Source organism: Lentzea xinjiangensis (assembly GCF_900110955.1).
Classification (GTDB): Bacteria; Actinomycetota; Actinomycetes; order Mycobacteriales; family Pseudonocardiaceae; genus Lentzea; species Lentzea xinjiangensis.
Genome location: NZ_FOFR01000004.1, coordinates 338,108 through 361,341, shown reverse-complemented (window position 1 = coordinate 361,341; position 23,234 = coordinate 338,108). Strand labels below are relative to the sequence as shown.

Annotated in this window: 20 protein-coding genes; 9 read left to right on the top strand and 11 right to left on the bottom strand. The window is 69.3% G+C overall.

What is annotated here, in order from left to right; translation table 11 throughout:
• Positions 1 to 22: 22 nt before the first annotated feature.
• From BMW88_RS13555 to BMW88_RS13545, 3 genes are all read right to left on the bottom strand, one after another.
• Positions 23 to 808, bottom strand: coding sequence for a glutamate ABC transporter substrate-binding protein (locus tag BMW88_RS13555; protein ID WP_245777752.1), 786 nt, complete (start codon positions 806 to 808; stop codon positions 23 to 25).
• 195 nt (positions 809 to 1,003) lie between these two features.
• The gene (locus BMW88_RS13550; RefSeq protein ID WP_089951019.1) at positions 1,004 to 3,643 is read right to left on the bottom strand and encodes a bifunctional acetate--CoA ligase family protein/GNAT family N-acetyltransferase; all 2,640 of its coding nucleotides are present in this window, start codon (positions 3,641 to 3,643) and stop codon (positions 1,004 to 1,006) included.
• Between the two features lie 7 nt (positions 3,644 to 3,650).
• On the bottom strand, positions 3,651 to 4,823 hold the full coding sequence (locus BMW88_RS13545) for an acetoin utilization protein AcuC (RefSeq protein WP_089951018.1): 1,173 nt from the start codon (positions 4,821 to 4,823) through the stop codon (positions 3,651 to 3,653).
• A 157-nt stretch (positions 4,824 to 4,980) separates the two neighbouring features.
• Between BMW88_RS13545 and BMW88_RS13540 the strand changes: the two genes are divergently transcribed.
• On the top strand, positions 4,981 to 5,595 hold the full coding sequence (locus tag BMW88_RS13540; protein ID WP_089951017.1) for a hypothetical protein: 615 nt from the start codon (positions 4,981 to 4,983) through the stop codon (positions 5,593 to 5,595).
• Between the two features lie 4 nt (positions 5,596 to 5,599).
• Here BMW88_RS13540 and BMW88_RS13535 read toward each other — a convergent pair whose 3' ends face one another.
• A complete protein-coding gene (locus BMW88_RS13535) occupies positions 5,600 to 6,451 on the bottom strand; it encodes a sulfurtransferase (RefSeq protein ID WP_089951016.1) in 852 nt (283 codons plus the stop codon).
• A gap of 78 nt (positions 6,452 to 6,529) precedes the next feature.
• Between BMW88_RS13535 and BMW88_RS13530 the strand changes: the two genes are divergently transcribed.
• From BMW88_RS13530 to BMW88_RS13515, 4 genes are read left to right on the top strand one after another with little or no spacing between them, the layout of a single operon-like run.
• On the top strand, positions 6,530 to 7,225 hold the full coding sequence (locus BMW88_RS13530; RefSeq protein ID WP_089951015.1) for an iron-dependent transcriptional repressor DtxR: 696 nt from the start codon (positions 6,530 to 6,532) through the stop codon (positions 7,223 to 7,225).
• Positions 7,222 to 8,397, top strand: a complete 1,176-nt coding sequence (galK, locus tag BMW88_RS13525; protein ID WP_245777751.1) for a galactokinase — start codon at positions 7,222 to 7,224, stop codon at positions 8,395 to 8,397. Before BMW88_RS13530 ends, galK begins: the two co-directional genes overlap by 4 nt.
• A 36-nt stretch (positions 8,398 to 8,433) precedes the next feature.
• Positions 8,434 to 9,396 carry a UDP-glucose 4-epimerase GalE gene (gene galE / locus BMW88_RS13520; protein WP_089951116.1) on the top strand — a complete coding sequence of 321 codons (963 nt, stop codon included), beginning with the start codon at positions 8,434 to 8,436 and terminating at the stop codon, positions 9,394 to 9,396.
• A gap of 6 nt (positions 9,397 to 9,402) precedes the next feature.
• Complete coding sequence (locus BMW88_RS13515) at positions 9,403 to 11,406, top strand: alpha/beta hydrolase family protein (RefSeq protein ID WP_089951014.1); 2,004 nt, start codon at positions 9,403 to 9,405, stop codon at positions 11,404 to 11,406.
• On the opposite strand, the gene BMW88_RS13510 is transcribed toward BMW88_RS13515, so the two are convergent.
• Both BMW88_RS13510 and BMW88_RS13505 read right to left on the bottom strand, forming a co-directional pair.
• Positions 11,376 to 12,419, bottom strand: coding sequence for a DUF4192 domain-containing protein (locus tag BMW88_RS13510; RefSeq protein ID WP_089951013.1), 1,044 nt, complete (start codon positions 12,417 to 12,419; stop codon positions 11,376 to 11,378). The genes BMW88_RS13515 and BMW88_RS13510 overlap by 31 nt on opposite strands.
• Before the next feature lie 182 nt (positions 12,420 to 12,601).
• Entirely contained in the window at positions 12,602 to 14,401 is a 1,800-nt protein-coding gene (locus tag BMW88_RS13505) for a Xaa-Pro dipeptidyl-peptidase (RefSeq protein ID WP_089951012.1), read from the bottom strand.
• Between the two features lie 107 nt (positions 14,402 to 14,508).
• On the opposite strand from BMW88_RS13505, the gene add reads away from it, so the two are divergent.
• Positions 14,509 to 15,510, top strand: coding sequence for an adenosine deaminase (gene add / locus BMW88_RS13500; protein WP_177221087.1), 1,002 nt, complete (start codon positions 14,509 to 14,511; stop codon positions 15,508 to 15,510).
• The gene (gene cutA / locus BMW88_RS13495; RefSeq protein WP_245777750.1) at positions 15,507 to 15,821 is read left to right on the top strand and encodes a divalent-cation tolerance protein CutA; all 315 of its coding nucleotides are present in this window, start codon (positions 15,507 to 15,509) and stop codon (positions 15,819 to 15,821) included. Before add ends, cutA begins: the two co-directional genes overlap by 4 nt.
• Here cutA and BMW88_RS13490 read toward each other — a convergent pair.
• Complete coding sequence (locus tag BMW88_RS13490; protein ID WP_342715055.1) at positions 15,804 to 17,828, bottom strand: helicase domain-containing protein; 2,025 nt, start codon at positions 17,826 to 17,828, stop codon at positions 15,804 to 15,806. The genes cutA and BMW88_RS13490 overlap by 18 nt on opposite strands.
• 323 nt (positions 17,829 to 18,151) lie before the next feature.
• Here BMW88_RS13490 and BMW88_RS13485 point away from each other — a divergent pair, with 323 nt between their 5' ends.
• Complete coding sequence (locus tag BMW88_RS13485) at positions 18,152 to 19,447, top strand: 6-phospho-beta-glucosidase (RefSeq protein ID WP_089951010.1); 1,296 nt, start codon at positions 18,152 to 18,154, stop codon at positions 19,445 to 19,447.
• Positions 19,448 to 19,536: 89 nt separating this feature from the next.
• On the top strand, positions 19,537 to 20,022 hold the full coding sequence (gene lspA, locus BMW88_RS13480) for a signal peptidase II (RefSeq protein ID WP_089951009.1): 486 nt from the start codon (positions 19,537 to 19,539) through the stop codon (positions 20,020 to 20,022).
• On the opposite strand, the gene BMW88_RS13475 is transcribed toward lspA, so the two are convergent.
• From BMW88_RS13475 to BMW88_RS13460, 4 genes are all read right to left on the bottom strand, one after another.
• Positions 19,988 to 20,623, bottom strand: coding sequence for an endonuclease V (locus BMW88_RS13475; protein WP_089951008.1), 636 nt, complete (start codon positions 20,621 to 20,623; stop codon positions 19,988 to 19,990). The genes lspA and BMW88_RS13475 overlap by 35 nt on opposite strands.
• 13 nt (positions 20,624 to 20,636) lie before the next feature.
• The gene (locus tag BMW88_RS13470) at positions 20,637 to 21,602 is read right to left on the bottom strand and encodes a DUF3500 domain-containing protein (RefSeq protein WP_089951007.1); all 966 of its coding nucleotides are present in this window, start codon (positions 21,600 to 21,602) and stop codon (positions 20,637 to 20,639) included.
• Between the two features lie 74 nt (positions 21,603 to 21,676).
• On the bottom strand, positions 21,677 to 22,093 hold the full coding sequence (locus tag BMW88_RS13465) for a hypothetical protein (RefSeq protein ID WP_143116066.1): 417 nt from the start codon (positions 22,091 to 22,093) through the stop codon (positions 21,677 to 21,679).
• Positions 22,094 to 22,283: 190 nt separating this feature from the next.
• Positions 22,284 to 23,213: an MBL fold metallo-hydrolase gene (locus BMW88_RS13460; protein WP_245777749.1), complete on the bottom strand. Its 930-nt coding sequence runs from the start codon at positions 23,211 to 23,213 to the stop codon at positions 22,284 to 22,286.
• Positions 23,214 to 23,234 lie beyond the last annotated feature (21 nt).

Here is a 23,234-nt window from a genome sequence, read left to right as displayed (position 1 = left end):
GCCTACGTCACGCCCCGTGTGATCAGGGGGCCAGCTTCGGCGGGTCGGGGATCTTGTAGCCGGAAGATCCGATGTTGGTCTCCAGCGACTTGCGCCAGGCACCCGTGTCGATCATCTTCTGCAACGCGGCCTGGACCTTCGCCTTGCTGGTGGGGTCGTCGCGGTGCAGGCCGACGCCGTACTCCTCCTTGCTGAACGGGTCGCCGACGACCCGCAGCAGCTCGGGGTTCTGGGCGGCGTAGCCCGCGAGCAGGACGTCGTCGGTGGTGACGGCGTCGACGTTGTTGGCCAGCAGCGCCGTGACGCAGTCGCTGAACTTCGCGTACTCGACCAGGTTCACGTCCTTGGCGAACTGCTCCTTCACGTACGCGGCGGACGTGGAGCCCGCGGTGGAGCACAGGCGCAGCTCGGCGTTGAGCGACTTCGGGCCGCTGATGCGGGTCTCGTTCATGCGCACCAGCAGGTCCTGACCGGCGACGAAGTACGGGCCGACGAAGTCGACGATCTCCTTGCGCTTGTCCGTGATCGAGTAGGTGGAGACCACGATGTCGGCCTCGCCGCTGGTCAGCAGCGTCTCCCGGTTGCCGGGCTGCGCTTCCCTCCAGGTGATGTCCTTCTCGTCGACGCCCAGCTCGCTCGCGATGAACTTGGCGACGTCGACGTCGAACCCGCGGTAGCTGCCGTCGAGCCGGCGCACCGACAGACCCGGCTGGTCGAACGACACGGCGATGGTCATGCGGCCCTTCGAGCTGACCTTCCCGGCCATCGTGGACTCGTCGCCACCCGCGCACGAGGCGAGGAAAAGCACGGCCGCACATGTTGTCGCCACCAGGCGGAGGAGCGCTCTCGGCGTCATTCGTCCCTCTTACAGCGTGATTTCCCGGGCATGCGCCGACGCAACTGAGTACTGCACGGTCGGCGATGCCGGAAACCTAAGCGGCGATGAGACGCATGTCCATACCCAGGCGCGAATGAAACCTCCGGAATCGTTGCCGTAACCCGGTCAGCGCAGGCGGCGCGGGCCGGCGTCGTGCAGAGACGGCGGCGGGCCGACGACTATGCGGGCACTGCTGACGAAAGCGCCTGCGGCAGAAGCAAGAACAGGCTCGAGTTTCAGCGACCGCACCTCCGGAAGGTCCTCGGCCAGTGCCGCCAAACGGAGTACCAGGTCCTGAAGTGCATCCAGGTCCGCTGGTTCGTCGCCGCGGTACCCGGTGAGCAGCGGCGCGGCTTTCGGTGCGGCAACGAGTTCCGCGGCATCGGTGTCGGTGAGGGGTACCGCCCGGTAGGCGCGGTCGCCGAGGAGGTCGCTGACCAGACCTGACAGTCCGAACCAGACCAGCGTGCCGAAGCTCGGGTCGTCCTGCAGGCCGAGGACGCAGCTGACTCCCTTGGGAGCCATGCGTTGCACGTACACGCCGGTCTTGCCGGACAGCGCGGCCAGGTCGTGGTAGGCGGCCTTGACGGATTCCCGCTGCGCGATGTCGAGCCGGACACCGACGAGATCCGTGCGGTGGCGCAGGCGTTCACTGGTGGCTTTCATCGCGACCGGGTAGCCGAGCTCGTCGGCCGCCCGCGCGGCTTCCTCCGCGCTGTGGGCGATGCGGAACGGCACGACGTCGATTCCGTAGCACTCCAGCAGTTCGACGGCTTTGTGGTCGTCGAGCCGTTGTTCGGCCTCCGTGCCCACGGTGTCCACAATGGATCGGGCTCGTTCGGGGTCGGTTCCGTCCGGCCTCGTGAAGGTGCCTTGGGGCGCGGCACGCCAGCGGGCGTAGCGAACGGTGCGGGCCAGTGCGAGAACGGCGCGTTCCGGACTGGCGTAGCTGGGAATGGAGCCTTTCCCGGGAACCTTCAGCTCCTCCGGAATTCCTTCGACCGCGAGGAATGTGGAGACGATCGGTTTCGTGCCGTGCGCGGCTTCCCGGAGCGCGCGGGCGTACGCGGTGCCGGGGACCGCGATCGGCGGCACGAACACGACGACGAGCGCGTCGGTGTCGGGACGGTCGAGGGCTTCCTTCACCGCCTTGGCGAACTCCTCGGGAGTGGCCTGGGCACCGACGTCGACGGGGTCGCCGGCGAGGTCGAGGTCCTGCGCGAGCAGCGTGTCGGCGGCGAGCAGCCCGATGGCGGTGGAGTTGCCGACGACGGCGACGCGCTTGCCCTTGGGCAGCGGCTGGTGGGCGAGCAGCAGCGCGGTGTCGAACAGCTGGGCCAGCGAGTCGACCCTGATCACGCCGGCCTGCTCGAACAACGCCTGCACGCTCGCCTCGTCGACCTTCGCGGCGGTGGCGGCGAGGCCGGGCACGACGGCGTGGCGGCCGGACTTCACCGCGACGATGGGTTTGGTGCGGCCGAGCCGTCGCGCGAGCCTCGCGAACTTCCGCGGGTTGCCGAACGACTCCAGGTAGAGCAGGACGACGTCGGTGGCGGGGTCGGTCTCCCAGTACTGCAGCAGGTCGTTGCCCGAGACGTCGGCGCGGTTGCCGGCCGACACGAACGTCGACAGCCCGAGGCCCCAGCCGGCGGCGTTGGCGAGGATGGCCGTGCCGAGTGCGCCGGACTGGCAGAAGAAGCCCGCCCGGCCCCGTGCCGGCAGCTTCGGGGCGAGGCTCGCGTTGAGGCGAACCTTGGGGTCGAGGTTGAGCACACCGAGGGCGTTCGGGCCGACCACGCGCATGCCGTGGGCTCTGGCTTCGGCCGCGAGCCTGCGTTCGGCCGACAGACCGTCAGGACCCGTCTCGCCGTAGCCCGAACTGACGACGACGAGCGCCTTCACGCCCTTGGCGAGGCAGCCGTCCATGACCTCGTCGACGCTGGCCGCGGGCACGGCGATGACGGCGAGATCGACGTCGTCGGGGATGTCGAGCACGGTCGGATAGGCCCGCACGCCCCGTACGGCGCGATGCTCGGCGTTGACCGGGTAGACGGGGCCGTTGAAGTCGGCTTCCAGGAGGTTCTTGAGCACCGCGTGCCCGATCTTGGTCGGATCGGTGGACGCGCCGATGACGGCGACGGACCTCGGGTGCAGCAGGTTGTGCACGCTGCGCGCCTCGGCAGCCTGTTCGCGGGCCCTGGCGACGGCGACGGACTCGTCGGTGGGGTCGATCGCGAACTCCAGGTGCAGCACGCCCTCCTCGAACGCCCTGCTGACCTGGTAGCCGGCATCGCGGAAGACCCGGACCATCTGCCCGTTCTCGGCCAGCACCTCGGCCTCGAACCGCGTGAGCCCGACCTCGCGTGCCGCGGCGGCGAGGTGCTCGAGCAGGATGCTGCCCAGCCCGCGGCCCTGGTGCCCGTCCTGGACGACGAACGCGACCTCGGCCGACTCGCCGGGGACGTCGCCGTGGTTCAGCCGGTCGAACCGGCCGACGGCGACGATGTCGTCGCCGAGCAGCGCGATCAGCGCCACCCGGTCGTGGTGGTCGACCGTGCTGAACCGCTCGAGGTCGCGCTGCGGCATGCGCGGGTAGGGCCCGAAGTAGCGGAAGTACCGCGTCCGCTCGGACAGCCGGCCGTGGAACTCGCGGAGCTTCTCGCCGTCGTCCGGCGTGATCGGCCGCAGGTGGACGGTGCCGCCGTCGCTGAGGACGACGTCGGCCTCCCACTGCCGGGGAAAGTCGAACGGATCTCTGGCGCCCATGTCGGCTTCAGTCCCTGGGGTCGTCCGGGTCGAGTCCATGCAACGGGAACACCGCACGGCGCGTGTCCCGGATCGCCTTGTCCACCGGTTCCTCCGCGTCCCCGCCCCACGGCTGGTACCCAGGGTCGCACCCATCGGTCATCGACACCGGCAGCGGCCAGTCCGGCGCGATGCGTGTCGCGTGGGCCACCCAGTCCGCGGGCAGCGCCCGTTCCGGCTCCACGTCCCGGTCCAGCACCGTCGCGAGCAGGTGCGTCCACGACCGCGGCACGACCCTGAGCAGCTCGTACCCACCGCCGCCGAGCGCGAGCCACTTGTACCCGTGCTCGTTCACCAGCTCCCGGAACGCCCGGTAGATCGCCCGATGCCCGTCCACGCTGAGCGCCAGATCGGCGAGCGGGTCCTCCCTGTGCGTGTCCACGCCGCACTGCGTGACCAGCACCTGCGGCCGGAACGCCTTGACCAGCGACGGCACCGTCGCGTGGAACGCCCGCAACCACCCGCCGTCCCGCGTCCCCGCGGGCAACGGCACGTTGACCGCGCTCCCCTCGGCCCCCGCGCCCCCGACCTCGCCGGCCCACCCGGTTCCCGGCCACAGGCTCATGGGGTGCTGGTGCAACGACACCGTCAGCACCCGCGGGTCGTCCCAGAACGCCGTCTGCACCCCGTCCCCGTGGTGCACGTCGACGTCCACGTAGGCGATGCGCTCCACCCCGCTGCGCAACAACCACTCGATGGCCACCGCACAGTCGTTGTAGACGCAGAACCCGGCCGCGCTGTCCGGCATCGCGTGGTGCAACCCGCCGGCGATGTTGACCGCCCGGTCCGCCTCACCCGACGCGATGGCCCGCGCCGCCACCAGCGACCCGCCGACGACCAGCGCCGACGCCTCGTGCATCCGCTCGAACACGGGGTTGTCCGGCGTCCCCAGCCCGTGCCCGACGTCCCACCCGGCCGTCGGCGCCGCCTGCACCGCGTTCAGGTACCCGGGCAGGTGCACCAGCTCGATCTCCTCCTCGCTGGCCGGCAGGGGCGCCCGCAGCTGCACGCCGTCGAGCACCCCGAGCGCTGTGGCGAGCCGCACCGTCAGGTCCAGCCGGACGGGGTTCAGCGGATGGTCGCCACCGAGGTCGTACCCGAGGAAGGACCTGTCCCAGACAACAGCGGCTGGCTTACCCATGCCCAGCAACCTACCCACCGATCCGCCCCACCGGTGATCACGTGTTCGGCACCACGCGCCCGGCGCCCGTGCCGCTGGCCGCGAGGACGCCTACAGTCCCACCTCGCCGGGCCTCCGACCCCGGAACCGATCTCACCGAACAGGGGTCAGAGCCGACATGCACCTGCGACCAGCGGCCATCCTCCTCGCACTGGGCCTGACCCTCGCCACCGCCACGGGCTGCAGCGAACAGGTCAAGGGCTCCGCGGTGGCCGGCACCGACGCGGCCCCCGAGCCCGACGCCCCCAGTTCGACCTCGACCTCGACCTCGCGGAAGGCGCCCACCAGCACCCCGGCCACGAAACCCGCGGACCCCACCGCCGGGAAGCGGGGCGACGTGAAGATCACCACCAGGAAGAAGACCACGGGCCTCGAGACCTGCGGCGTGCTCAAAGCCGCCGACGTCGAGGCCGCGACCGGCGGCAAGTCCTCGGCCGACGGCGGCTGCATCCACACCACCACCGGCCCGTCCACGGTCGTCACGCAGATGGTCACGGTCCCCGACGTGGCGGACGGCGCAGGCGAGAAGAAGCAGATCGAGATCGGCGGCAACACCGCATGGCAGGTCGCCACCTCCAAGGAGGACTGCCAGGTCACCGTCATGCTGACCGACGACCCGGCCGCCCTCACCCCGGCCTTCTCGGTGAGCGTGCTCGCGGTCGAGGAGATTGACACCTGCGGCACCGCCCTCAAACTCGCCACCCAGGGCTTCGACCGCATCCCCGGCGCCTGACCCGTCAGGCGCCGGTGGCGACCTCCCGGTCCAACGCACACCAGTTGGACCACGACCCGGCGTAGAGCGCCGCGGGCTTCTCCGCGGACGTGATCCCGGCAACCTCCAACGCCAGCACCACGGACGAGGCAGTCACACCCGACCCGCAGTACGCGCCGACCGCCACGTCCCCCGACACCCCGAGACCGGCGAACCGCTCGGCGAGCTCCGAGGCGCCGAGCCACCGCCCGTCCGCGCCGACGTGCCCGGTCGACGGCGCGTTGAGCGCACCCGGAACGTGCCCGGCCTTGGGGTCGACCGGCTCGGTCTCCCCGCGGTACCGCGCGGCGGCCCTGGCGTCGAGCAGCACACCCTCCCGGGCGAGCGCCGCCGCCCCGTCCGCGTCCAGCACGGGCATCTGCCCCGGTCGCACCACCACGTCACCGGCCGCCTCACCCGTGAGGGGCGCCGGCTCCTCCGAAGTGACCGGCAGCCCGGCCGCCTCCCATGCCGCGAACCCGCCGTCCAGCACCGCCACCTCGCCGTACCCGGCCCACCGCAGCAGCCACCACACCCGCGCCGCGACCGAGCCGTCCCCACCGTCGTACGCCACGACCTGACCGCCCTCGCGCACGCCCGCGCGGCGCAGCACCTCCTGCAACCGCTCCGGCTCCGGCAGCGGATGCCTGCCACCGACGCCGGGCGGGGCGGACAGCTCCGTGTCCAGATCCAAGTACACCGCGCCGGGCACGTGGCTGACCTCGTAGTCTTGACGTCCGGGTGGTCCACCGAGACGCCACCGGACGTCCAGCACGACGGTGGCCGGCCGCGCACTCAGCGCGTCGGCGAGGGCCTCAGGAGCGATCAAGGGATGCACGGCTCACATCCTGCACCCGCGCGGACACCTGTGTCCCCCGGCACGACTACCATCGACACCATACGAAGGGGAGCGGGTGTGAACGACCTCATCGACACCACGGAGATGTATCTCCGCACGATCTACGAGCTCGAAGAAGAGGGCGTGGTGCCGCTGCGCGCCCGCATCGCCGAGCGCCTCGGCCAAAGTGGACCGACCGTGAGCCAGACCGTCGGCCGCATGGAACGCGACGGCCTGGTGGTGGTGGCGGAGGACCGCCACCTCGAGCTCACCGAGCAGGGCCGCAACCTCGCGATCGCCGTCATGCGCAAGCACCGGCTCGCCGAGCGCCTCCTCGTGGACATCATCGGGCTCGAGTGGGAGCACGTGCACAGCGAGGCGTGCCGCTGGGAGCACGTGATGAGCGAGGCGGTCGAGCGCAAGCTCATCAAGCTGCTCGGCAACCCCACCACCTCGCCCTACGGCAACCCCATCCCCGGTCTCGACAAGCTGGGCGACGGCGAGCCGGCCCCGCCGGCCGAGGCAGACCTGATGCGCATCGACGAGGTGGCCCGCCGCGGCGGCGGCCGCGTCGAGATCCGCCGCATCGCCGAGCACGTCCAGCTCGACCCGGACCTGATGGCCGAGCTGAAGGACGCCGGTGTCGTGCCGGGCAGCACTGTGGAGGTCGGAGCGCTCGGTGGCGCCAAGGTCGTCCAGGTGCGCGGCGGCAACGGCCACATGGCCGAGCTCGACCCCGCGGTCGCCCACGCCGTCCTGGTGCTCGCCCGGTGACCAAGGTGACAGCACCGGCGGCAAAGGCGGCCGAGGCGTTCCAGCGCCTGCACGAACGCGCTCCCGAGGGGGTCTGGTCGGCGCCGGGCCGCGTGAACCTCATCGGCGAGCACACCGACTACAACGACGGCTACGTGCTGCCGTTCGCTCTGCCCCACCGCATCGCGGTCGCGGCATCTCCGCGTACCGACGGCGTGCTGACCGTCAGCACGCTCGGTGACGACGGCGGGGTGCAGAGCGCGGACCCGGCCGTGGTGGCCGACCTAGTCCCGGGAACCGTCAAGGGGTGGGCCGCGTACCCCAGCGGTGTCGCCTGGGCCCTGCGTGAGCAGGGGGTTCCCGTCACCGGCGGGGCGGATCTCGTCATCGCGGGCGACGTGCCGGCGGGAGCCGGTCTCTCCTCCTCGCACGCCCTCGAGTGCGCCGTAGCCCTGGCGCTGCTCGGCCTGGCCGGCGTCGACGCCGAGCGGACGGACATCGCGCGCTGGGTGCAGCGTTCGGAGAACGACTTCGTGGGCGCGCCAACCGGCATCCTGGACCAGACGGCATCGCTGTGCTGCATCGAAGCGCACGCCCTGTTCTACGACGTGCGCTCCGGCAAGCCGGAACAGGTCGCGTTCGACGCGGCTGCCAGCGGGCTCGAAGTGCTCGTCATCGATACCCGCGCGAGCCACACCCACGTCGACGGCGGCTACGGCGCCCGGCGGGCCGGCTGTGAACGGGCCGCCGCAATCCTCGGCGTCCCCGCGCTGCGCGACGTCGACTCCGCCGAACTCGACGACACGCTCGTCCGGCTGCCCGAAGAGCTGCGTCCGCTGGTGCGGCACGTCGTGACCGAGAACGACAGGGTCTTGCGCACCGTCGAGCTGCTCCGCACGGGCAAGCTCGCCGACGTCGGCCCCCTGCTCTCGGCCTCCCACGCGAGTCTCCGGGACGACTACCGGGTCTCCTGCCTCGAGCTCGACATCGCCGTCGACTCCGCGATGGCGGCCGGCGCCCTGGGCGCCAGGATGGTCGGCGGCGGTTTCGGCGGCTCGGCCATCGCCCTCGTGCCCGTCGAACGGCATGGCGAGGTCGAACGGTCCGTGCTCGCCGGTTTCGCCTCGCGCTCGCTCGCGCGTCCGAGGCTCTTCACGGCGGTTCCGTCCGCGGGCGCGGGCAGGGACCGGTAGCCAACAACGATTCTGATCGGGAATGCGAGGACTGTGGTGAAGCTGCTCGTCACGGGCGGGGCCGGATACGTCGGCAGCGTGTGCGCTGCCCGGCTGCTCGAAGCCGGACACGAGGTCGTCGTCCTCGACGACCTCTCCACCGGGCACGAGGACGCCGTCCCCGCGGGAGCGCGCTTCATCCGGGGCGACATCGCCGAAGTGATCGGCGACGTCCTCGCGGAAGGATTTGACGGAGTTCTGCACTTCGCGGCGAAGTCCCTCGTGGGCGAGTCCATGCAGGACCCCGGCAAGTACTGGACGGGCAACGTCCTCACCGCGATTCGCCTGCTCGACGCGATGAAGGAACACGGCACGCCGAAGCTCGTCTTCTCCTCGACTGCCGCGACGTACGGCGAGCCGCGGGAGGTGCCGATCCCCGAGACCGCGCCGACCGCTCCGACCAACACCTACGGCGCCACCAAGCTGGCCATCGACCACGCCATCACCTCGTACGCCGCGGCGCACGGCCTGGCGGCGACCAGCCTGCGGTACTTCAACGTGGCCGGCGCCTACGGCAGCATCGGCGAGCGTCACGCGACCGAGACCCACCTCATCCCGCTGGTGCTGCAGGTCGCGCTCGGGCAGCGCGAGCACATCTCGATCTACGGCGAGGACTGGCCCACCGAGGACGGCACCTGCGTCCGCGACTACATCCACGTCACGGACCTCGCGGACGCCCACCTCCTCGCGCTCGACCACGCCACCGCGGGCGAGCACCGGATCTACAACCTCGGCAACGGCACCGGCTTCTCCGTCAAGCAGGTCATCGACACCTGCCGCGAGGTCACCGGCCACCCGATCCCCGCCGTCGTCGCCCCGAGGCGGGCAGGCGACCCGGCCGTTCTCGTCGCCTCCGCCGAGCGGGCCCGCACGGACCTCGGCTGGAAGCCCGAGCGCGCCGACCTCGCCGGCATCGTCCGCGACGCGTGGGAGTTCACACGCGTCCGGCACGGAGCCTGAGCCGTCATGACCGACTTCGCCTCCTTCGAGAGCTACAACGCCACCCCGCGGCTCGCGTCGCTCGCTCTGTCCCCCGACGGCACACGGCTCGTCACGGTCGTCTCGTCGCTCGCTCCCGACGGCAAGACGTGGCAGGGCGCTCTCTGGGAGGTCGACCCCTCCGGCGAGCGGGAGGCCGTCCGGCTCACCCGCTCCGCCAAGGGCGACTCCTCCCCCGTGTTCGCCCCGGACGGATCGCTGCTGTTCCTGTCGGCACGCCCGAACCCGCTCGCGAAGCCGGGCGAGTCCAAGGAGCAGAAGGCGCTGTGGCGGCTTCCGGTCCGCGGTGAGGCCACGGAGGTCCTGCGCCCGGGAGGCGGGATCGGTGAACTGCGAGCCGCCGGCGAGACGGTGCTGTTCACCTCGTCGGCGTACCGCTTCACGGAGTTCGGCGACGAGGACGACGCCAAGCGCAAGGCCCGCGAGGACGCCGGCGTGACAGCGATCCTGCACGAGTCGTACCCGATCAGGTACTGGGACTCGGACCTCGGACCGGCCTACCCCCGGCTGTTCTCGGTTCCCCTCGCCGACGCCGCGGCCGAGGACGTCGTGGCCCTCAGCGAAGACACCGAGAGCAGGCTCAGCGACAAGGACATCGCGCTCAGCCCGGACGGGAAGTGGGCAGTTCACGGCCACTCCGTGGACGTCAGTGCCGCCTACGGCCGCAGGACCGAACTGCGTCTCGTGGCGACGACGGGTGGCCCGTCGCGGGTCATCGCCTCCGAGGAGGGTTTCTCCTTCCACGACGCCAAGTTCACGCCGGACTCCGCCGCGGTGGTCGCCATCCGGTTCCGCGAGTCCACTCCGGACTCCCCGCACCGGCGTGATCTGGTGCGCATCGATCTGGCTGATGGCGCGATCACGCCATTGGCGCCCGATTTCCAGGAGGAGCCGGACCACCCGGTGGTGAGCCCGGACGGGTCGGCGGTCTTCTTCGCCGCGAGCCACCTCGGTCACCAGCCGATCTGGCGGCTGGACCTCGTGACCGGCGAGATCACGAAGCTGACGGTCTCGGGTTACTACAGCGACCTGGTCGTGAGCCCGGACAGCAAGACGCTGTACGCCCTGCGCAATTCGGTCGACCACCCGCCACAGCCGGTGCGGCTCGCCACCACCGGAGCCGACCAGGACCCCGAACGGCTGCGCGCCCCCGGCGCGATCGCGTCGGTGCCCGGCACCCTCACCGAGATCTCCACGGTGGTCGCCGACGGCCGGACCGTCCGCTCCTGGCTGGTGCTGCCGGAAGGCGCTTCCGCCGACTCCCCCGCACCACTGGTCCTGTGGGTCCACGGCGGCCCGGTCATGAGCTGGAACGGCTGGACCTGGCGCTGGAACCCGTGGCTGATGGCCGCTCGCGGCTATGCCATCCTGCTGCCCGACCCCGCTCTCTCGACCGGGTACGGGCCCGACTTCATCAAGGCCGGCTGGGGCCGCTGGGGCGCCGAGCCCTACACCGACCTCATGGCCATCACGGACGTCGCGGTCGAGCGGCCGGACATCGACGCCTCCCGGACCGCGGCCATGGGCGGCTCGTTCGGCGGCTACATGGCCAACTGGATCGCCACCCAGACCGACCGGTTCCGCGCGATCGTCACCCACGCGTCGTTGTGGCACCTCGACGCGTTCTCCGGTGGCACGGACAGCTCCTACTTCTGGATGCGGGAGATGGGCGACCCCCTCACCCGGCCGGAGCGGATCCTGGCCAACTCCCCGCACCTGCGGGTCGCGGACATCAAGACCCCGATGCTCGTCATCCACGGAGACAAGGACTACCGGGTTCCCATCGGCGAGGGGCATCGGCTGTACTTCGACCTCGTCCGGCACGGGGTGAAGGCGAAGTACCTCTACTACCCAACCGAAAACCACTGGATCCTCACCCCCGGCAACTCTCGGGTCTGGTATGAGACGGTGTGGGCGTTCCTGGCCGAGCACGTCCTGGGTCAGGACTGGGAGCGGCCCGAACTGCTCTGAGGGCCGGTGCCGAGCAACTGACGGGCGTTCTCCATGCACCTCGTGGCCAGCGCCCTCATCTCGGAGGGCGGGAACGCGGCGCTGGCCGCGGCGCGGAGCAGCTTGGTCAGCGCGTGGCCGGGGCAGGCGTCCTCGGCCGCGTCGAGGGCAATGGACGCGATCCCGCCGTCACCGCGCTGGTAGGCGTAGAACGCGAGCAGGCACGCGGGCTCCGCGCGTTCCGGCGCCGGGCACGACCTCGTGAGCTCCAGCCACAGCCGCTCAGCGAGCCTGGACTGGGGCAGTGTCGCGAACCCCATGCTCGCGTCCCGCACCTCGGGCACCGCCAAGGCTCTCGCCAGGGCGACGACCTCCGTGTCCGGCAGTGGTCCTCGGCGCTCCTCCACCGCGTCGATCGCGTCGCGCACCCGGCGCAGTTCGGTGCCCGGATCGGGCTCTTCCGAGTTCGCCGTGAGCTCGTCGAGCAACGCGGACCTGCGTTCCAGCGCTTCGGGTGGGTCCAGCGCGGCGATCGCGGCCAGGGCGGCGCGCGACTCGAACGTCACGTTGCCCTCGTGCGCGGATGCAGCGGCCATGGCCGACAGCTGAGGGTCCGGCAGCGTCCCGTGGCAATCGGCGTCGAGGTAACAGAGCCAGCGTGCGCCTTTCTGGAACGACGGCAGCCACACGGCCTCGATGACGTCGATGCCCACACCGCCCAATTTGTCGCGGAATGTGGCGACGAGCGGTCCGTGCGGCAGTTCCTCCGGTATGTGCTCCGACGGTGCGCACACGACCACCAGGATCACTTCTGCCGCGCCCTGTTCGAGCAGTGGCGCTTCCAGCTGGGCGGCCAGGAAACCTCTATGTCGCGGACGTGGCAGGTCGACGCGCATGGTCATGCTGATCAGGTTGTCCTTCAGCACCAGCACGACTAGCGAGTCGGCTGGGTGGAACCCCATCAGGTGCGGGATCGCGGCGTAGAGCTCGGCGGCGTCACGGACGCGGATCGGCTTCGGGAGGGTTGTGGGCATGGGCCCACTGTGAGGGCTGGAGGTGAGGAGAAGACAGGGCTGACCGTCGGCCTGTGGACAAGTCGGCGGGTGTGGACAGGTCGAGATCTTGAACCGCTCGGGAACGCGGTTTCGTCGGGGGTGGCTGCTAAGTTGTCGCGCTTCGGTCCCCGAGCGATCGGGAACCGAAGCGCGGCATCAGGTCAGAACGTGCGGAAGACGGTGCGCCAGCCGCCGACGACCGGCAGCTCGACCGAGGTCCGCGAGAGGTCCAGCGAGAGGCCGGCGCCGGGCTTCGGGCGCAGGGTGTAGTCGTAGTCGCTGGAGATCAGCACGAACTCGAGCCGGTGACCGGCCTGCAGGACGTAGTCGTCCGGCACGATCGGCACGTCGACGTCGTAGAACTTGCCGGGCTTGATCGGCGTCGTCTTGTCCGGCCGCTCCCTGTTCTGCGGGTCGGTCGAGCCGCGCGTGATGACGTGCGACTTGCCGTCCGGTGCGCGGTCGACGAGCAGTGTCGTCACGTTCGCCGCGGGCCGGTCGAACGCGATCCGCAGGTGCGCGGTCGACTTGCCGGAGAGCCGCAGCGCCTTCTCCGCCGGCGCCGACGCGTAAGAGAGGCGGTTCGGCGAGCTGGCCTGGTCGATGAGCGACTCCGCCGTCTTCGTCGCGTCGTCGGTCAGCTTCTCCACACCGCGGCCAGGCCAGATGCCGAGGCCGCCCTTGGCCGATCCGCCCGGGGACAACCGCAGCCGCACGTCGGACGTGCCGGGAGCCGGCCAGTCCTTCTCGTCGACCCACGTCTTGTCCTCGCGTTGCAGCGTCGCCTTCGGCTCCTTGTCGATGCCGTTGCGATGACCCCAGAGGTACTGGGTGAACCAGCGGTTCAACGTGCGTCGCCACTCGGCCGACCGCAGCGTGTCGGCGTCCGTGTGCCCGGACTGGTGCAGCCAGATCTTGTGCGGAGCACCGACCTTCTTCAACGCCGAGTACCACTGCTCGACGTGCGTCATCTTGACGTTCCAGTCGTTGAGCCCGTGGACCGCCAGCACGGCCGCGCGCACCTTGCGGACGTCGTTGAGGTAGTTCCGCTCGTCCCAGAACCGGCTGTAGTCACCGGTGACGCGGTCCTGCTCCTTCGCGATCTCTGCGATGATCGGCTTGCAGATCTCCCTGTCCGCGCGCGTGTAGACGTACTCTGCGAGCACATCGGCGTCTTCACCCTGGAACGTGCCGGGCGCGACGACGGCGCCGTCCGCGCGGTAGTAGTCGTACCAGCTGGAGATCGCGGCGATCGGCACGATGGCCTCCAGACCGCGCACACCCGTGGAGGCGACGGCGTTGGGCAGCGTTCCGTTGTAGGAGACGCCCATCATGCCGGTCTTGCCGGTCGACCACGTCGCCTTGATGGCCTCGCCCGTTGCGGTACGTGCAGACGCACGGCCGTTGAGCCAGTCGACGACGACACGCGCGCCGATCGTCTCGTTGACGTCGCCCGTGGTGGGGCAGCCCGTTGACTTACCGGTGCCGAGTGATTCTGCGTAGACGACCGCATAACCGCGTGCGATGAAGTAGGCCTCATATCGGCCCGAGGTGATCGGGTTCGGGCCAAGGGCGGCGGTGATGCGTTCGTCGGAGGAAGACTTCAGCACACGGCCGTCGCGCTTGTCCGGCACGTACAGCTCAACGTCGACGTTGTGGTTGGCAACGTCGTTGCCGCCCGAGAAGTAAGGGCTGACCATGTACACCACCGGCACCTTCAGGCCGCGCTCGGTGGCGCGCGGACGGACGACCTCGGTGTAGACCTCGTCGTCCTTGCCGTCGCGGTCGCTGTCGACCGGCGCACGGACCCAGAGGCTCTCCTTCACCACGTCCTTCGGGTCGAAGACGGGTTGCGCCTCGCCGTCCTTGAACACCGGGCCCTCGGCGGCCTGGGCCGTCGTGGGCAGGAATGGCAGAACCAGTACCGCGGTCAGCAGTGCGACTCTTCGTGCGCCCCTCACGAGGCACCCCCAATGCGGAAGCCAGAGACAGGGAATCGCCTGCACCCTCCCCCTTGACTGCAAGACATGTCACCCGTCGAACGGCTCTTGACCTGAGAGCATGAGCCGTGCACATTTCCGACTTCGTCCACGCGCTGCCGAAGGCCGAACTGCACGTCCACCTCGTGGGCGCGGCTTCCCTCGACACCGTCCTCGCGCTCGCCCGCAACCACCCCGACGGCCCTGTGCCCACCGACGAGGCCGCGCTGCGGGAGTTCTACGAGTTCACGGACTTCCGGCACTTCATCAACGTGTACGGCACCGTCAACGACCTCGTCACCACTGGCGAGGACGTCCGCACGCTCATCGTCGGTTACGCGAGGGACGCCGCGCGGACCAACATCCGCTACGCGGAGCTGACGATCAGCGCCACGAGCCACCTGCGGGCCGGCATCGCGCCCGACGAGCTCGTCGAGGCGTTGGCGGCGGGACGCGACGAAGCACTGGCCGTCCACGGCGTGGCGTTGCAGTGGATCTTCGACGTTCCCGGTGTGTGGGACCGTGACTGGGGCATGACGAGTGCGCGGTTCGCGACCGAGCACCGGCCGGAAGGGCTGGTCGGGTTCGGGCTGGGCGCGTTCGAGGCGGATGCGCCGAGGACGAAGTTCCGGGAGGCGTTCGCGATGGCGCGCGACGCCGGGTTGCACATGGTGCCGCACGCCGGTGAGACGACGCCGCCCAGTGAGATCTGGGCCGCGCTGCGCGATCTGCACGCCGAGCGCATCGGGCACGGTGTGAGCGCGGCGCAGGACCCCCGACTGGTCCGGCATCTCGCCGACGAGGGGGTTGTCGTCGAGGTGTGCCCGACGTCGAACATCCGCACCGGTGCGGTGAAGTCGCTGGACGAGCACCCGTTGCCACGGCTGGTGGAGGCCGGTGTGCCGGTCACGATCAACACCGATGACCCCGGCATGTTCCACACCGACCTCGACCGCGAGTACCTCCTGTGCCACGACCGGTTCGGGTTCGGCCGCGACGAGCTCGCCGGCCTCGCCCGGGCCGCGGTCCGCGCATCGTTCGGGCCGGACGAACTGAAGGACCAGCTGCTGAAGGAGATCGACGCGCTGTGAGTGAGGCGAGTGTGGTGACGACGACCGTCGACTCCGCCGAGGCCGCGGAGTCGTTGGCCAAGGGCATCGTCGAGGCACGACTCGGCGCGTGTGTGCAGATTGTGCCGATCCGGAGCGTCTACCGGTGGGATGGCGAGGTCCGCGTCGACGCGGAGTGGCAGTGCATCGTGAAGACGGCAACCCTCCGCGTCGACGAACTCGTCGCGCACATCAAGGCTCATCACACCTATGACGTGCCAGAGGTCGTTGTCACCCCCGTAACTGGGGGCAACAACGACTACCTGGCGTGGGTCTCACAGGAGACTTCTTAGGTGACGCGGCAACGGCTCGGTGTGCAGAACGCCCAGCTGTTGCGTCGCCCTCGTCAACGCCACGTACAGCTCGCTGGGCGACATGCGCTGTGGTTCGACGACGAGAACGACGTCGAACTCCAAGCCCTTCGACGCACGAGGTGGCATCCAGCCGTCTCCGATGACGGCGATCGTGCGGCCGTTGCGGGCAGCTTCGTGGGCGTCGAGCTCGTCGCGGACCGCAGCCGATAGGTCACTCACACGGCGGGACCACGGACGCACACCTGTCTTGCGGACCGATACCGGAGCCGACGCGTCGAGGTCGACGAGCTTCAGGACCGGTGCCGCGACGGCCATGATCTCGCCGGGCGTGCGGTAGTTGACCTCGAGCCGGCGGTAGGTGAACCGGTCGAACACCGAACCCCAGCTGCGGACACCTCCCGCTGCCTGGCGTTGGGCGAGGTCGCCGACAACCGTCATGGACCTGTTCGGGCATCGGCGCAGCAGCACACGCCAGTCCATCGCAGACAGTTCCTGTGCCTCGTCGACCACCACATGTCCGTATGTCCACGTGCGGTCCGCAGCAGCGCGCTCGGCAAGAGAACGGTGATCTCGCACGTCGTGCCGGGCAGCCAACATCTCCGCGTTGACGAAGTCGGTGACGATGTACTCGTCGGAGTCGGCACGCTTGTCGATCGACAAGACGTCCATGACACCACGGGCGTAGTCGAGCTGCGCCTCCTCCTCGCGCCTCGCTTCCCGTTCCGCTGAGCCGTCCGAACCGAGCAGGTCGGCAAGCTCGTCCAGCAGCGGCACGTCGGACACCGTCCACGCGTCGGCGTCCTCCCGATACAGCTCCGGCACGCCGATGCGGAAGCACCTGCCCGCGTACAAGTCGGCCAGCAGCTGCTCCGGGGTGAGCTGAGGCCACAACCGGTCGACGGCGTCGCGCAGCTCGGAACTGTGGCGGAGCTCGTGGCGCACGTCCTCCTCGATCTCCGGCCAGTCGACGCCGATCAGCCGCATCGCCGGCGCGACGAGCTCCTCGGCGAGCGCGAGGAAGAAGTACTTTCGGGCAGCGTTGTGCGGCAGGTCGTAATAGCGCGTCTTCTCCCGCGCGACGGCGGCGATGTGTGCGTCGAGCGGGACGACGACGTCTTCCAGCTCGATCTCGATGGGCTCGTCGGGAAGCTCCTGGCGGTCCGCGACGGCGATAGCGAGCAGGTCCAGGACTGAGAGATCGCCCTTCAACCTTTGCAACGACGGCGTGTCCTCGCGGTCGGTGCTGACGCCGGGATACAGCTCGCCGGGTGTCACGAAGACAACGTCGGTCTCACCGAGCGATGGCAGCACATCGCCCACATAGCGGAGGAAGCCGGTGTTCGGGCCGACGATCAGCACACCGTGGCGAGACAAGCGTTCACGGCGCGTGTACAGCAGGTACGCCACGCGGTGCAGAGCCACGGCGGTCTTGCCTGTGCCTGGACCGCCCTCGATCACCAGCACGCCGGGGCCCGAGTATCGGATGATGTCGTCCTGCTCGGCCTGGATGGTGGAGACGATGTCGCGCATCGTCGCGGTCCTCGGCGCGTTGAGGGCCTCGAGCAGTGCGGTGGCATCAGTCAGCAGTTCGTCGTCGTGGAAGTCGCGCAGTTCCCGGCCACGAACGCGGAAATGACGTCGCAGCACGACGCCCTCCGGGTTGGCCGGGGTCGCCGTGTAGAACGGCCGGGCCGCCGGCGCCCGCCAGTCGAGCAACAGTGGCTCGAAGTTGTCGTCGAACAACCCGACGCGTCCGATGTAGGTGCAGTCACCCTTCTCCGAGTCGATGCGGCCGAAGCACAACCCCTCCTCCGCCGCGCGGTACTTGACCACCTGCCTGGCCAGCACCTCGACAGCGGCTTCCCGATCCAGTCTGCGGGTGGTGGTGTCCCGCAGTGCGGCAGCGAGGTCCACAGCCGCTTTGTTCCGTTCCTGGTCGAGCCTTTCGTACAGAGAGGTGATCCGTGCCTGTTCGCTCCCCAACACCTTGCCCCCTGTGATACAATAATTCTGTCTTCCCGGAAAACCCATTCCGAAAACACAAAGCCATTCTTTGTATCACAGTTCTGTCGCGCCCGGCACCCTTTGACTGAGAGTCTTCGTCATCCGGTTGAGCAGGCGCAATGCGACTCATCCCACCTCTCCAGGTTGATGGTTCCGACCGGCGACCTGACGCGGCAGCGGCATCTGGGGATCTGCAGCAAACCTCGGCATCCAGCCTCCGGCAATTCGTCGTGCACCGCACGCGAAATGTACGATCGGTGGTGCTGACGGCACTGCGGCAGAGGCCGGAATGGACGTGGGGAAGCATGAAGCTGGTCATCCTCGGCGGCGGTGGCTTCCGCGTGCCGCTCGTCTATCGTGCGCTGCTCGCCGACCGATCTCCTGGTCGCGTCACCGAAGTCGTCCTGCACGACCTCGACGCCAGTCGGCTCGCCGCGATCGGCGGCGTGCTCGCGGAACTGGCGGCGGACACACCGGACGCGCCGGAGGTGACGACCTCGACGGACCTGGACGCGGCGTTGCGCGGGGCCGACTTCGTGTTCTCCGCGATCCGGGTGGGCGGCCTCGACGGTCGTGCCGCGGACGAGAGCGTCGCGGCGAGCTGTGGTGTGCTCGGGCAGGAGACCGTCGGCGCTGGAGGCATCGCATACGGCCTGCGCACCGTTCCGGTCGCACTCGACATCGCACGTCGTGTATCGGTGCACGCGCCGGAGGCTTGGGTCATCAACTTCACCAATCCCGCCGGCATGGTCACCGAGGCGATGTCGGCACACCTGGGCGACCGCGTCATTGGCATCTGCGACTCGCCCGTCGGACTAGGCAGGCGCGTCGCACGCGCCGTCGGCGCGGATCTCGATGACGCATGGCTCGACTACGCCGGCCTCAACCACCTCGGCTGGCTGCGCGGCGTCCACGTAGGTGGACGCGATGTGCTGCCGGACCTGCTGGCCGACCCCGAACGGCTCGAGTCGTTCGAGGAGGGCAAGCTCTTCGGCGCCGAGTGGCTGCGGACGTTGGGCGCCATCCCGAACGAGTACCTGCACTACTACTACTTCACGCGCGAGGCCGTGGAGGCCGGTGCGTCGCGTGGGGCGTTCTTGCTGGAGCAGCAGAAGCGGTTCTATGCGGCTCCATCGCTGGAGACCTGGGAGCGAACGCGTCTCGAACGAGAACAGACGTACATGGCTGAGACTCGCGACGACGAGCGCGACACCGACGACCTCGACGGCGGCGGATACGAACAGGTCGCACTCAAGCTGATGCACGCCATCGCGTCTGACGAACGATCCACCTTGATCCTCAACGTTCCGAACCGGACGACGCTGTCGTGCCTGGACACCGACGCCATCGTCGAAGTGCCGAGCCTGGTCGACGCTAACGGGGCACGGCCGATCGCCGTCAGCCAGGTGCCCGACGAGGGCGTCGGACTCGTGACCGCGCTGAAGGTCGTCGAGCGCGCCACCATCAAGGCCGCCATCAGCGGCGAGCGTGCACATGCGGTGAAGGCGCTGGCATTGCACCCGCTCGTCGACTCCGTCAACGTCGCCCGGAAGATCGTCGACACCCACCCGCTCTTGTTCGGAGCGCCGAACGCCCGGTGAAGTCAGCGTGACGCCGGCCCCCACGCGGTCAAGGGCGTGAGCAGGGTCTAGTGCCGCGCGGCGGGCTCTTTAACTACGCTCGTCCGCAAATGGACACCACCACCTCTCGCCGCGTGCCGCTCGTGATCGGCATCGCCGTGCTCGTGCTGCTGCTGGACCAGGCTACGAAGTTCTGGGCCGAGAGCGCGCTGACCGGCCGCGCGCCCATTCCCGTGCTCGGGGAGTTCCTGCAGCTCAGGCTCCTCTACAACCCTGGCGCCGCGTTCTCGATCGGCGCGGGGTCGACGTGGATTTTCACCATCATCGCGGCCGTCGCCGTCGTGCTGCTCGCGCGGTACGGCATGCAGCCGCAGACGAGGCTGCGGGCGGTCGCGCTCGCGTTGATGCTGGGTGGCGCGACGACGCACCTGCTCGACCGGTTGTTCCGGCCGCCGGGTTTCGCGCGCGGACACGTCGTCGACTTCCTCGACTACAACGGCTGGTTCGTCGGCAACGTCGCGGACATCGCGCTCGTCTGCGGCGCGATCCTGCTCGTGCTGCTCAGCTTTCAGCCGGTGAGGCAGCCTTCCGAGTGAGCGTGTCGGCGCGGCGGGTCGTCTCGGGCAGCCGGTAGCGCGGTGCCAGGCGCAACACCTCGGCGCACGCCCGGTCCAGGTCGATCTTGTGGCCGACCGACACGAAGACCGGCTTCACGCCGTCCTGCGTCCGCAGCGCTCTGCCGACGACCTCGTCGCCGTTGTCGCCGTCCATGACGAGGTCGCTCATCGACCCGCGTGTGCTGCCTGGCGGGTCGAACGTGCCCATTGCGTTCTTCGCCACGCCGATGCTCGGGATGCCGGTGTGCACACCGAGATGACATGCCAGGCCGAACCGCCGCGGATGTGCGAGGCCTTGACCGTCCGCGACCAGCAGGTCCGGAGCGACGGTCACCCGATCGAGAGCGCGTAGCAGGACTGGCATCTCGCGGAACGCGAAGAGCCCCGCGATGTACGGGAAGTCCGTCCTGTCGTCGACGACCACCTCGTCGAGGACTACCAGCGTCTTTGCATCGAACACCACGCAGACGCCCGCAACTGTGTCGTTGCTACGGTAGCCGACGTCCAGGCCTGCGACGGTGTCTATGTGCAGGTCAGGGGGACTGCTGGTGATCACTTGAGTGCGCAGGCGCTCTTGCATGGCGATCGCGTCGTCAACCGTTCTGGGCCACTCCACGCGCGCCAGTGTGCCGTGACGTCTCGTAGTGGGCGGCAAGGAGGTCGTCGCCGAAGTCACCCGAATGACGACGCCACACGGTGTGGACGTGGTTGGCCTCGTTGGCCGTGTTGTCGTACTCGATGAGCAGTTCGGGGCCTTGGACGCGGTAGTAGTGGCCTTCGCCTCGGCGCAGCGAGCCTTCCCACGAGAAGTGCAGGCGCTCCGGGTCGAGCTGCGCGAACTCTTCGTCGGCGAGCTCGTACGCGAGCCGGTCGAAGTAGAAGCGGACGATGTCGACGAGCAACTCGCCCGCGGGCTTGCCGAGCTGCGCCGGCGTCACCCCGACTGGTTCCGACGGGCTGGTGCGCGGAGAGTTGCCGCTGCGGATGTCATGTGGCGCGGTGTCGGAGACGACGGCGAGGCGGCGCGCGGTCGGGCCCATGCGGTCGAGGAGCTCTCGGGCGAGTTCCTCTTCGAGGCGGAGCGGTTGAGCCACGGCGCGGCCGCGGTAGGTGACGCGGGCCGGGTTCGCGCCCAGGAAGAACGGGGTGGCCGAGACGCGGCCGTTGGCGACGACGACGTTCACCGACAAGTGGTGGCCTTCCACGCGCCATCCCCACGGCTCGTCGCCGCCGGGAGTGCCGAAGAGCAGCGTCCAGAAGTCGCCGCTGTGCCGGTCGCGGTGTCCGGCTTCGCGGTGGTCGAGTACGTCTTCCAGTGCCATCACGGCTGCGGCCTGCGCATAGGCGTGCGGGCTGAGAACGGTCGCCAGCATGCCGTGCACGGCCTTGCGCTGGTCGCGTCGGAGATCGCCGAGTACGAGGCCGGGTCGCGCACCGGGCGTGTACGACCAGCTATGCCTCAGGTCGTTGTCGGTGACCGCGCGGAGCCCGCGTTCGCGCTGGTCACCGTCGAGCAGGTTGAGGTATCGGCGCGTGGCGTCGGCGACGTCGTGCAGCATCTTCCGAACTTATAGGCCTCGCGGTTGCTCAGCAGCAGGTAGCAGTTCTACGGCGTGCCGACGCCACGATCGCATCAGTGGTTGACGCGTGCGCCGGGTTTGAGGCTCAACGGCAGGAGCGCCAACGGGATCAACACGACGGTGACCAGGGAGACGACGTTGCCGATCTGATCGGCCAACGGCATGTGTGACAGGTGGTTGAGGTGGAAGACCAGGTGTGGGACGGCGAACACCAGGTAGCCGGCCAGCGCGGCCTGGACCAGCCTGCGCTCCATCGTGATCGCCGCGAAAACCAGGACCGTGCCCAGCGCGAGGTTGAGTGAGCCGAAGTCACGCAGCAGGTGTTCGTTGAACGGCGGAAAGAAGGCCACCCACTGGTTCGTCGGCAGCGGGAAGTTGTCGTAGAAGTGTCGTGGGGCGATCAGTGACCAGCTGCCGAGGACCGCTTGGACGAAGGCGAGGAACGCGAGGCCTGCGCGAAGGGTGTTCACACCCGTACGGACGAGGCGTGGTCTCGACTTGTGACCGGCGTACGTGTCGATGAACTTCACACAGTCCGTACGGCGAAGCGACTGACCAGAACGTGAAAGCTGTTTTGGCAATGGCTCTTTTGACGTTGTCGGCAAAAGAGCCATTGCTAAGCGGCAGGTCAGGTGGGTGGTTGGCGATGTGCCGGTGGGGTCAGGCGTGGCAGGCGATGGGGCCGCCGTGCAGCTCCATCATGTCCATCCAGACCTTGGGCAGCTCCAGGCGTTCGGAGAGGGGCTTGCCGTCGAGTTCGTGGTAGGCGCGGTGGAGGTTGCCCACCAGGCGCTCGGACTCCTGCCAAGCCGAGAAGCGCGACTCGCCGGCTTCCCGGACGACCTCCATCGGGGTCTTGCCCGCGGCATGGCCGGAGGTGGCCAGGTCGGTGAGGTAGGTCGTGTAGGCGACCAGGTCGTCGAGGACGCGGGTGATCTCCTCACCGCGCAGGAGCGGGCCGTGGCCGGGGACGACCACCGAGGCGCCGAACGAGCGCAGGAACTCCAGCGACGAGAGGTAGCCGTTGATGCTGCCCTCGGCGAGGAAGGGCTGGCCGCCCGCGAAGACCAGGTCGCCGGTGAACAGGACTCGTTCGGCGGGGAGCCACACGACGGTGTCGCCGCGGGTGTGGGCCGGGCCGGGGTGGTGCAGTTCGACGACGCGCGTGCCGAGGTGCAGCGTCAGGGACGAGGTGTAGGTGAGCGACGGCGGGCGGACCTCGATGTGGCCGTAGTCGGGGCCTGCCAGCACCTGCGAGGCGAGCAGACCGGCCGTGAGCACCTCTTCGCGGCACGCGTCGTGGCCGATGATCGTGGTCGACGCCGGCACGAGCCAGTTGCCGTAGGTGTGGTCGCCGTGGTGATGGGTGTTGATCACGTAGCGGGGGTCGGCGTCGGACACCGTCGCCACCGAGGCGAACAACGCGCGGTTGCGTGCCTCGGTGGACGTGGTGTCGACGAGCAGCAGCGTGTCGTCGGAGCCGGTGACGACGCCGGTGTTGTTGATCATCCAGGACCCGTCGGGCTGGATGTAGGCGTGGACGCCGGCTGCGACCTCGACGAGTTCGGGCTGGCCAACGGAAGGATTCACCCGATCAAGCGTAGTGCCGGG

Bases quoted from the DNA above. Each gene is read 5' to 3' on its own strand.
- BMW88_RS13485 (WP_089951010.1), top strand. From the start codon at position 18,152: ATGAAGCTGGTCATCCTCGGCGGCGGTGGCTTCCGCGTGCCGCTCGTC.
- BMW88_RS13470 (WP_089951007.1), bottom strand. From the start codon at position 21,602: ATGCTGCACGACGTCGCCGACGCCACGCGCCGATACCTCAACCTGCTC.
- BMW88_RS13540 (WP_089951017.1), top strand. From the start codon at position 4,981: ATGCACCTGCGACCAGCGGCCATCCTCCTCGCACTGGGCCTGACCCTC.
- BMW88_RS13475 (WP_089951008.1), bottom strand. From the start codon at position 20,623: ATGCAAGAGCGCCTGCGCACTCAAGTGATCACCAGCAGTCCCCCTGAC.
- BMW88_RS13550 (WP_089951019.1), bottom strand. From the start codon at position 3,643: ATGGGCGCCAGAGATCCGTTCGACTTTCCCCGGCAGTGGGAGGCCGAC.
- BMW88_RS13515 (WP_089951014.1), top strand. From the start codon at position 9,403: ATGACCGACTTCGCCTCCTTCGAGAGCTACAACGCCACCCCGCGGCTC.
- BMW88_RS13510 (WP_089951013.1), bottom strand. From the start codon at position 12,419: ATGCCCACAACCCTCCCGAAGCCGATCCGCGTCCGTGACGCCGCCGAG.
- lspA (WP_089951009.1), top strand. From the start codon at position 19,537: ATGGACACCACCACCTCTCGCCGCGTGCCGCTCGTGATCGGCATCGCC.
- BMW88_RS13545 (WP_089951018.1), bottom strand. From the start codon at position 4,823: ATGGGTAAGCCAGCCGCTGTTGTCTGGGACAGGTCCTTCCTCGGGTAC.